Origin of the sequence: Accumulibacter sp., assembly GCF_016789985.1 — a bacterium.
Classification (GTDB): Bacteria; Pseudomonadota; Gammaproteobacteria; order Burkholderiales; family Rhodocyclaceae; genus Accumulibacter.
The window spans coordinates 1-7,882 of sequence record NZ_JAEUOL010000022.1; the positions used below are offsets into that span (position 1 = coordinate 1).

Consider the following 7,882-nt stretch of genomic DNA (forward strand, 5'->3'; position numbering starts at 1 on the left):
GAGCCTTCTCTCCGCAACCCGCTCCACCGCCTCCGCCCGAAATTCCGGCGTGTACAACCCCTTCGGCATCCTTGTCATTTCCATCCTCCGTTTCCATTCATTTTACGAAACGTTGGACTCCACTTTTTTCAGCCTACCTCAGCCTGGGCAGACGAAATTTCGGAGGAAGCTCAGATTGAATCAGGCTATCGATCCCATTGACAGAATTTCGTTGAACGACGGGTGCCCAGGCGATAGTCTGGTCAACGTCGTCGATGACCAACAACCCAAGGAGAGAACCATGTCCGACCAGACCAAGTGCCCGTTCTCGGGCGAAGCGCGCCAACACACCGTGGCTGGGGCCCCGACGAACGCCGACTGGTGGCCCAAGCAGCTCAACCTCAAGATCCTGCACCAGCATTCCGCCAAGTCCGATCCCATGGGCGAAACGTTCGACTACGCCGCAGCGTTCAAGAGCCTCGACCTGGATGCAGTGATCCAGGACCTGCATGCCCTGATGACCGACTCGCAGGACTGGTGGCCCGCCGACTTCGGCCACTACGGACCCTTGTTCATTCGCATGGCCTGGCACAGTGCCGGCACCTACCGCATCAGCGACGGTCGCGGTGGCGCGGGGACCGGCAACCAACGCTTTGCCCCCCTCAATAGCTGGCCCGACAACGTCAACCTCGACAAGGCGCGTCGATTGCTCTGGCCGATCAAGCAGAAGTACGGTCGCCGGATCTCCTGGGCCGACCTCATGATCCTGGCCGGCAACGTCGCGCTGGAGTCGATGGGCTTCAGGACCTTCGGATTCGCCGGTGGCCGCCCGGACATCTGGGAACCGGAAGAAGACATCTACTGGGGTTCCGAAAACAAGTGGCTGGATGACCGACGCTACTCCGGCGACCGGGATCTCGAAAATCCGCTCGCTGCCGTGCAGATGGGTCTGATTTACGTCAATCCGGAAGGTCCGAACGGCAACCCCGACCCACTCGCTGCAGCGCGCGACATCCGCGAGACCTTCGCTCGCATGGCGATGGACGACGAAGAAACCGTGGCACTCATCGCGGGTGGTCACACCTTCGGCAAGACCCACGGCGCCGGTGACGCGAAACATGTGGGGCCCGAGCCGGAAGCTGCCGGCATCGAGGAGCAGGGGCTGGGCTGGAAGAGCAGCTTTGGCACCGGCAAGGGTGGGGACACGATCACCAGCGGGCTGGAAGTCACCTGGACCACGACGCCAACGAAGTGGAGCAACAACTTCTTCTGGAACCTGTTTGGCTACGAATGGGAACTGATCAGGAGCCCGGCCGGTGCGCATCAGTGGACTCCGAAGCACGGCATGGGCGCCGCTACCGTACCGGATGCCCATGACCCGGCCAAGCGGCACGCCCCCGCCATGCTGACCACCGACCTCGCCCTGCGCTTCGACCCCGTGTACGAAAGGATTTCCAGGCGCTTCATGGAGAATCCGGACCAGTTCGCGGATGCCTTTGCCCGCGCCTGGTTCAAGCTGACACACCGTGACATGGGCCCGCTCACCCGCTACCTCGGCCCGCTCGTGCCGCAGGAGGTGCTGATCTGGCAGGACCCGATCCCCGCCGTGAATCATGCGTTGATCGATGAGCAGGACATTACGGCCCTGAAGGCCAGGGTTCTCACCTCCGGTCTCTCCATTGCCCAGTTGGTCACCACGGCTTGGGCTTCGGCCGCCAGCTTCCGCGGCAGCGACAAGCGCGGCGGCGCCAACGGGGCGCGCATCCGCCTTGCACCGCAGAAGGATTGGGCAGTCAACCAGCCGGCCGAACTGGCCAAGGTGCTGGCCGAGCTGGAAGCGATCCAGCAGGAGTTCAACGCTGCGCAGTCGGGCGGCAAGCAGGTCTCGCTGGCCGACCTGATCGTGCTCGGCGGCTGTGCCGCCGTCGAGGCGGCGGCGCAGAAGGCCGGCCACGTCGTGTCGGTGCCCTTCTCGCCCGGGCGCATGGACGCCTCGCCGGCGCAGACCGATGCGCACTCGTTCGCCGTGCTGGAGCCGGTCGCGGATGGCTTCCGCAACTATGTCCGCAAGGGGCTCGAGGGAGCAGCGGCCGAGTTGCTGGTGGACAAGGCGCAATTGCTGACGCTGACCGCCCCCGAGATGACCGTGCTGATCGGCGGCCTGCGTGCTCTCGATGCGAACGTCGGGCAGTCCCGGCACGGTGTGTTCACCCAGCGTCCGGGACTGCTGACCAATGACTTCTTCGTAAACCTGCTCGACATGAACACGACGTGGCAGAAGTCCGCCAAGGAGGAAGGCGTCCTGGAGGGGCATGACCGCAAGACGGGTGCGCTCAAGTGGACAGGCACGGTCGTTGATCTCGTCTTCGGCGCGAACTCCCAGTTGCGCGCCCTGGCGGAAGTCCATGCCTGCAGCGACGCGCAGCCGGCGTTCGTGGGTGCCTTCGTGGCGGCCTGGAACAAGGTGATGAATCTGGATCGCTTCGACTTGGCGTGATTGGGCAGGGAGGCCCTGAACCTTCTCGACGGCGCCGTCCAGACCGGGGTTCGGGTTGCCCCGAGCCGGGTCGGGTGCGGCGGATCGCCCGCTGAGCGTCTGCTTGCAGCGATCTCTTGGTGACAGATCACGGTCAATTGGTGGCGGTCACCTGAAGTGATGAAGTTGTCGGGTGGTCAAGGTATCACGATAGCCACGGCAGCGTCAGTTCGCGGCCATCCGTCGTTCTTGTCACGACCGGCGTCATCGGGAAAGCTGCACCAGTTCGATTGCTTCGCTCCCGGTATGGAAAATCTGGTGATCGACGCCGTTGGGTAACACCAGGGTCGAATCCGCTACGAAGTCGAGCGTCTGGCCACCGACCACCAGACGACAGTGGTGGAGTGGATGCCGGGCAGGCTGGCGCAGGGCAGACCCTGTTTGTGGAAGGCGTACATGGCGACTCTCCTTGGGTATGGGTGGAACACAGCGCCAGTCTGCAGGCATTCCTGGAATTCACGGATACGGTGAAGCACGGCAACTTCACTGGTGCGGAGGGCAAAATGGGTATCTCGCCGTCGGCTGTGGCCAAGAGCATCGGCCGCCTTGAAGAAGACCTCGGCTTGCGCCTCTTCCATCGCACCACGCGCAGGTGACGCTGACCAGCGACGGGGGTGACCTGCATTTGCGCTGCAGGCACATCGCTGACAAGATCGAGGCGTTGCGTGACGAGTCGGTCGGAGCGCGCAGCGAAGTCAGCGGAACGCTGCACATCAACGCGCCAGTCGTCATCGGCCACCAGTGGGTCGTACCAGCGCTGGCAGAGTTGCGGCAGCACCACTCGAAGCTGGCACTCGAAGTAGAACTGTTGGATCACTACGTCGCTATCATCAGCGATGGTCTCGACGCCGTGGTGCGCATTGGCGAGCAGTCGCTGGTTGTCTGCGGTGCTCCGGACTATCTCGCCCGGCGCGGCGCGCCACGGAACCCCGCCGATCTCGGCGGTTACACCTGCCTGTTGTTCCGGATTACGTCGATCGGGCTGATCCGGACCTGGCAGGTTCAGGATGGCCGCGAAACGCGGGAACTGCGGCCAGAGTCGTCCGTCGTCATGGACAAGGGTGAAGTGATGCTCGCCTGCGCGGTAGCCGGAATGGGCATCGTGCAGATACCGGATTACATTGCGGCCGGCGCCGTTGATGCCGGATGTCTGGTCGAGGTGCTTGCTCACCATCGTGCGCCGCCGATGCCGATCTCGGTGCTCTACCCTTTCGCCCGGCGCGTGACGCCATGGCTTCGAGCGTTGATCGAAGTGCTTGCCGAGCATGCGGGCCAGTCGTAACCGCCAGCCGGCAGCCCAAGGTAAGCGGACTTCTTGGGATTCATCGACCACCCCTTCACCAGATCTTCTCGCACTGCGTTGACGAAAGCGCGCCAGTCAAGCCGATTCTGATCGCTGTACTCGTCGGAAAACACGCAGAAGTTGGCGCAGTGGGCTTGCCTTCTGCTGTCCTGACTGTCCAGCCGAGGGACGCACCTGATCAAAGGCATCGACGATCGCTCCGGCCGGGCGAGCGGCGTGCGTGACGTCGACCCGGAGTTCGGTCGGACTCTTGATGCTTTGAGTTGTCGGAAGCGATGAGTTTCCGGCTGGAAGAACGCGGCGCCGGGGAGATGTCGCCGACCACTTTCCGGTTAGGGCGGTTGCCTCGGGAGATGAGGTGGTGCGCCAGCAGACTGCCCGCGTCCGGCCAGCCAGGCCAGCACGCCGAGGCCGGCGGCCCGGCCGCTGGAGAAGCATGCGGTCAACAGATAGCCGCCGGTCGGGGCCTCCCAGTCGAGCATTTCGCCGGCGCAGAAGACGCCGGGCAGCGCGCGCAGCATCAGCCTCCCGTCGAGCGCAGGGAAGCGCACGCCGCCTGCGCTGCTGATTGCCTCTGCCAGTGGCCGGGGTGCGACCAGACGAATCGGCAGGGATTTGATGGCGGCCCCCAGGCGCTGGGGATCGGCGAACTGCTCGGCACTGGTGCATTCGTGCAGCAAGGCGGCCTTGGCGCCCTTGAGTCGTAAACGGCTTTGCAGATGGCTGGCCATCGAACGGCTGCCTCGCGGTCGCGCCAGTTCGCTGACGACGCTGACCAGTTCGCGGTTGGGCAGCAGATCGAGGCGCAGCGTCGCCGAGCCGCTGGTTTCGATCCCGTCGCGCAAGGCGGCCGACAAGGCGTAGATCAGGCTGCCTTCGAGGCCGTTTACCGTCAACACGCACTCGCCGGGCCGACGATGCTCGACGCCCGCCGAGTCGACGAAGGAAGCCACCACGGACTTGATCGCAGCGCCGGCAAAGTGTTCGCGCAGATACCGGCTCCAGCCGGCATCGAAACCGCAGTTGGCTGGCCGCAGTGCGGCCAAGGGGATTCCCGCTTGTTCGAGGAGGGCGAACCAGCGTCCATCGGAACCGAGCCGGGGCCAGCTACCACCACCCAACGCCAGCACGACGGCCTCTGCCGCATACTGCCGATCACCTCCCGGGGTGGCGAATTCGAGCTGCGTGTGACCGCTGGTGGCGCGCTTCCAGCCAGACCAGCGGTGACGCACATGAAAGCGGACGCCGGCCGAGCGCAGACGCTGCAGCCAGGCGCGCAGCAGGGGCGCAGCTTTCATGTCGGTCGGGAAGACGCGTCCCGAGCTGCCGACGAAGGTGTTGACGCCCAGACCTTGCGCCCAGGCGCGTACCTCCGGTGCCCCGAAGGCGGCAAGCAGGGGGCCCATTTCATCCTGCCGCATGCCGTAACGCGCACGGAAGCTGGCGGTGGATTCTGAGTGCGTCAGGTTGAGCCCGCCCTTGCCGGCCAGCAGTAACTTGCGGCCGAACGAAGGCATGGCGTCGAAAAGATCGACCGTCATTCCGTGGTGGCTGATCGTCTCGGCTGCCATCAGCCCTGCCGGCCCGCCGCCGATGATTGCCACACGGGTCGATGACAGGCTGGTCGCGCTGGTCATCCTCAGGCGATCACCAGGTGGGCCGCGCTGCCTTGGCGGTGCCCGAGCCAGTTCAGTCCGAGCGCCGGCAGGGCGGCCTGCAGACGCTCCGGGTGTGCCGTGGCCAGCAGTGTCAGTCGACCCTTCCCGTGGGCATGGGCACCGGCCAGGCGGACGCACTGGCGGGCGACCGCATCGGCGACGTCGACCAGCTCGGCCTGCTTGCCGACGATCGTTTGCAGGACGGGAGAAAGAAACGAGTAATGGGTACACCCGAGGACGATCTGGTCCACTCCTGCATCGAGCAGGGGGGTCAGATGTTGCCGGGCTTCCGCGACGAAGGCGGGATCGTCGAGACGCAGGGTTTCGACCCGGGTGGCCCAGCCGGGGCAGGCTTCGATCCGCACCTCGACCGATCCGGCGTGTTGTCGAATCAGGCGCGCCAGACGTTCGCTGCGCGCGGTCGATACGGTCGCCAGGACCGCGATGCGTCCGCTGCGCGACAGCGATGCGGCGGGCTTGACGCCCGGCTCGATGCCGACCACCGCCAGTTCGGGAAAGGTGTCGCGAAAAGCGGCTACTGCCGCCGCGGTGGCGGTGTTGCAGGCGACGACGATGACCCCGCAGCCTTGATCGACCAGGCGGCTCCCGATGCGCAGGACGCGACTGCGGATGTAGTCGTCGTCCTTGTCGCCATAGGGAAGGTGTGCCGTGTCCGCCAGGTAGACCAGGTCGGCTTGTGGCAATTCGCGGGCAATCGCGGCCAGCACGGACAGTCCGCCAAGGCCGCTGTCGAAGACGCCGATCATCGAGTCGGGCGCTGCGCTGACGTTTCCGCCGTTCCTGCCGGCGGGGGGGGCGTCAGGTGGGTGGTGGCTGCCGGTTGTCGCCCGGGGTGGAGCAGGGCCATCACTTTCCCGGTGAACGCCTGGCGCAACGTGCTAGCGTGCTGCAACAACCGCCACTTCGAGGAGGAAATCGTGATGTGCCAGTCTGGCTTCGACGCAGATCCGAACGGGTGCCGTGCCCTGGGGAACCCAGCGATCCCAGACGGCGTTCACCGCGACGGAATCTTCGATATCGCGCAGGTAGATGGTGACCATCAGCAGGCGCGATTTGTCGCTACCCGCCTGGCGCAGCAACTGATCGATACCGGCCAGGACTTCGTGCGTCTGCGTCGCGACGTTGCTGTCGAGCGTGCGCGGTGATTCGACCAGATAAATGGTGTCGCCATAGGCGCAAATGTCCGAATAGCGCTGGGTCGTTCCGTGTCGCTCTATCGCCATGGCTACTTCTCCGTCCACCGCAGGTGGAACGGTTCGGCGCCATGCCCGGCCACCGCCTTTCACGCCGTGCAGCTCAGGCGGCGACCAGAGGGATCTTGCCGATTCTGGCCTGCCATTCCTGCGGCCCGGTTTGATGTACCGAGGTGCCGGTCGAATCGACTGCCACGGTGACCGGCATGTCCCTGACCTCGAACTCGTAAATGGCCTCCATGCCGAGATCGGCGAAGCCGACGACCCGGGCCGTCCGGATCGCTTTGGCGACCAGATAGGCGGCGCCTCCGACTGCCATCAGATACGCCGAGCGATGCTTGCGGATGGCCGCAATGGCGGTCGGCCCGCGTTCGGCCTTGCCGACCATCGAGATCAGGCCGGTCTGGGCAAGCATCATTTCGGTGAACTTGTCCATGCGTGTTGCGGTGGTCGGGCCAGCCGGGCCGACCGCTTCGTCGCGTACCGGGTCAACCGGGCCGACGTAGTAGATCACTCGATTGGTGAAGTCGACCGGCAGCTTCTCGCCCCTGGCCAACATGTCCTGGATGCGCTTGTGTGCGGCGTCGCGGCCGGTCAGCATCTTGCCGTTGAGCAGGAGCGTCTGGCCGGGTTTCCAGGCGGCGACCTCGGTCGGCGTCAGCGTGTCGAGGTTCACCCGTGTCGAGGTTTCGGTATTCGGTGTCCAGTTCACCTTGGGCCATTCATCGAGGTCAGGCGGGGTGAGGACCGCCGGCCCGGAGCCGTCGAGATGAAAATGCGCATGCCGGGTCGCCGCACAGTTCGGGATCATTGCTACCGGCAGGCTCGCGGCATGGGTCGGGTAGTCGAGGATCTTGACGTCGAGGACGGTGGTCAGGCCGCCCAGACCCTGCGCGCCGATGCCCAGGGCATTGACCTTCTCGTATAGTTCGAGGCGCAGTTCCTCGACACGGTTGCTGGCACCCCGGGCGATCAGTTCATGGATATCGACCGGCGCCATGAGCGATTCCTTGTCCAGCAACATCGCTTTTTCCGGTGTGCCGACGTTGCAGATGCCCAGGATGCCCGGCGGACACCAGCCGGCACCCATGGTCGGTACGGTCTTAAGCACCCAGTCGACGATCGAGTCGGAAGGGTTCAGCGCATAGAACTTGGACTTGTTTTCCGAGCCGCCGCCCTTGGCGGCGCAGAT

The 7,882-nt window shown here is 64.9% G+C and carries 7 protein-coding genes; 3 read left to right on the plus strand and 4 right to left on the minus strand.

Features of this window, described 5'->3' with window-relative positions; translation table 11 throughout:
- Positions 1 to 280: 280 nt before the first annotated feature.
- The 3 genes from katG (at position 281) to JNK99_RS01255 (ending at position 3,797) form a co-directional block, all read left to right on the plus strand.
- Positions 281 to 2,476 (plus strand): catalase/peroxidase HPI, encoded by a 2,196-nt coding sequence (gene katG / locus JNK99_RS01245; RefSeq protein ID WP_291847451.1) that lies wholly within the window; start codon positions 281 to 283, stop codon positions 2,474 to 2,476.
- A 458-nt stretch (positions 2,477 to 2,934) separates the two neighbouring features.
- The gene (locus JNK99_RS01250; RefSeq protein ID WP_291847453.1) at positions 2,935 to 3,111 is read left to right on the plus strand and encodes a LysR family transcriptional regulator; all 177 of its coding nucleotides are present in this window, start codon (positions 2,935 to 2,937) and stop codon (positions 3,109 to 3,111) included.
- The gene (locus JNK99_RS01255; RefSeq protein ID WP_291847455.1) at positions 3,108 to 3,797 is read left to right on the plus strand and encodes a substrate binding domain-containing protein; all 690 of its coding nucleotides are present in this window, start codon (positions 3,108 to 3,110) and stop codon (positions 3,795 to 3,797) included. Before JNK99_RS01250 ends, JNK99_RS01255 begins: the two co-directional genes overlap by 4 nt.
- Before the next feature lie 353 nt (positions 3,798 to 4,150).
- Here the strand turns inward: JNK99_RS01255 and JNK99_RS01260 are convergent, their stop codons facing one another.
- The 4 genes from JNK99_RS01260 to JNK99_RS01275 form a co-directional block, all read right to left on the minus strand.
- Positions 4,151 to 5,455, minus strand: a complete 1,305-nt coding sequence (locus JNK99_RS01260; protein ID WP_291847457.1) for a TIGR03862 family flavoprotein — start codon at positions 5,453 to 5,455, stop codon at positions 4,151 to 4,153.
- A gap of 2 nt (positions 5,456 to 5,457) precedes the next feature.
- Complete coding sequence (murI, locus tag JNK99_RS01265) at positions 5,458 to 6,243, minus strand: glutamate racemase (RefSeq protein WP_291847458.1); 786 nt, start codon at positions 6,241 to 6,243, stop codon at positions 5,458 to 5,460.
- Between the two features lie 132 nt (positions 6,244 to 6,375).
- Positions 6,376 to 6,720, minus strand: coding sequence for a RidA family protein (locus tag JNK99_RS01270; RefSeq protein WP_291847493.1), 345 nt, complete (start codon positions 6,718 to 6,720; stop codon positions 6,376 to 6,378).
- A gap of 73 nt (positions 6,721 to 6,793) precedes the next feature.
- The coding region (locus tag JNK99_RS01275; RefSeq protein WP_291847494.1) for a FumA C-terminus/TtdB family hydratase beta subunit at positions 6,794 to 7,882 on the minus strand (1,089 nt) is incomplete at its 5' end.

Coding starts and splice junctions, on each gene's coding strand:
- katG (WP_291847451.1), top strand. CDS start 281: ATGTCCGACCAGACCAAGTGCCCGTTCTCGGGCGAAGCGCGCCAACAC.
- JNK99_RS01260 (WP_291847457.1), bottom strand. CDS start 5,455: ATGACCAGCGCGACCAGCCTGTCATCGACCCGTGTGGCAATCATCGGC.
- murI (WP_291847458.1), bottom strand. CDS start 6,243: ATGATCGGCGTCTTCGACAGCGGCCTTGGCGGACTGTCCGTGCTGGCC.
- JNK99_RS01270 (WP_291847493.1), bottom strand. CDS start 6,720: ATGGCGATAGAGCGACACGGAACGACCCAGCGCTATTCGGACATTTGC.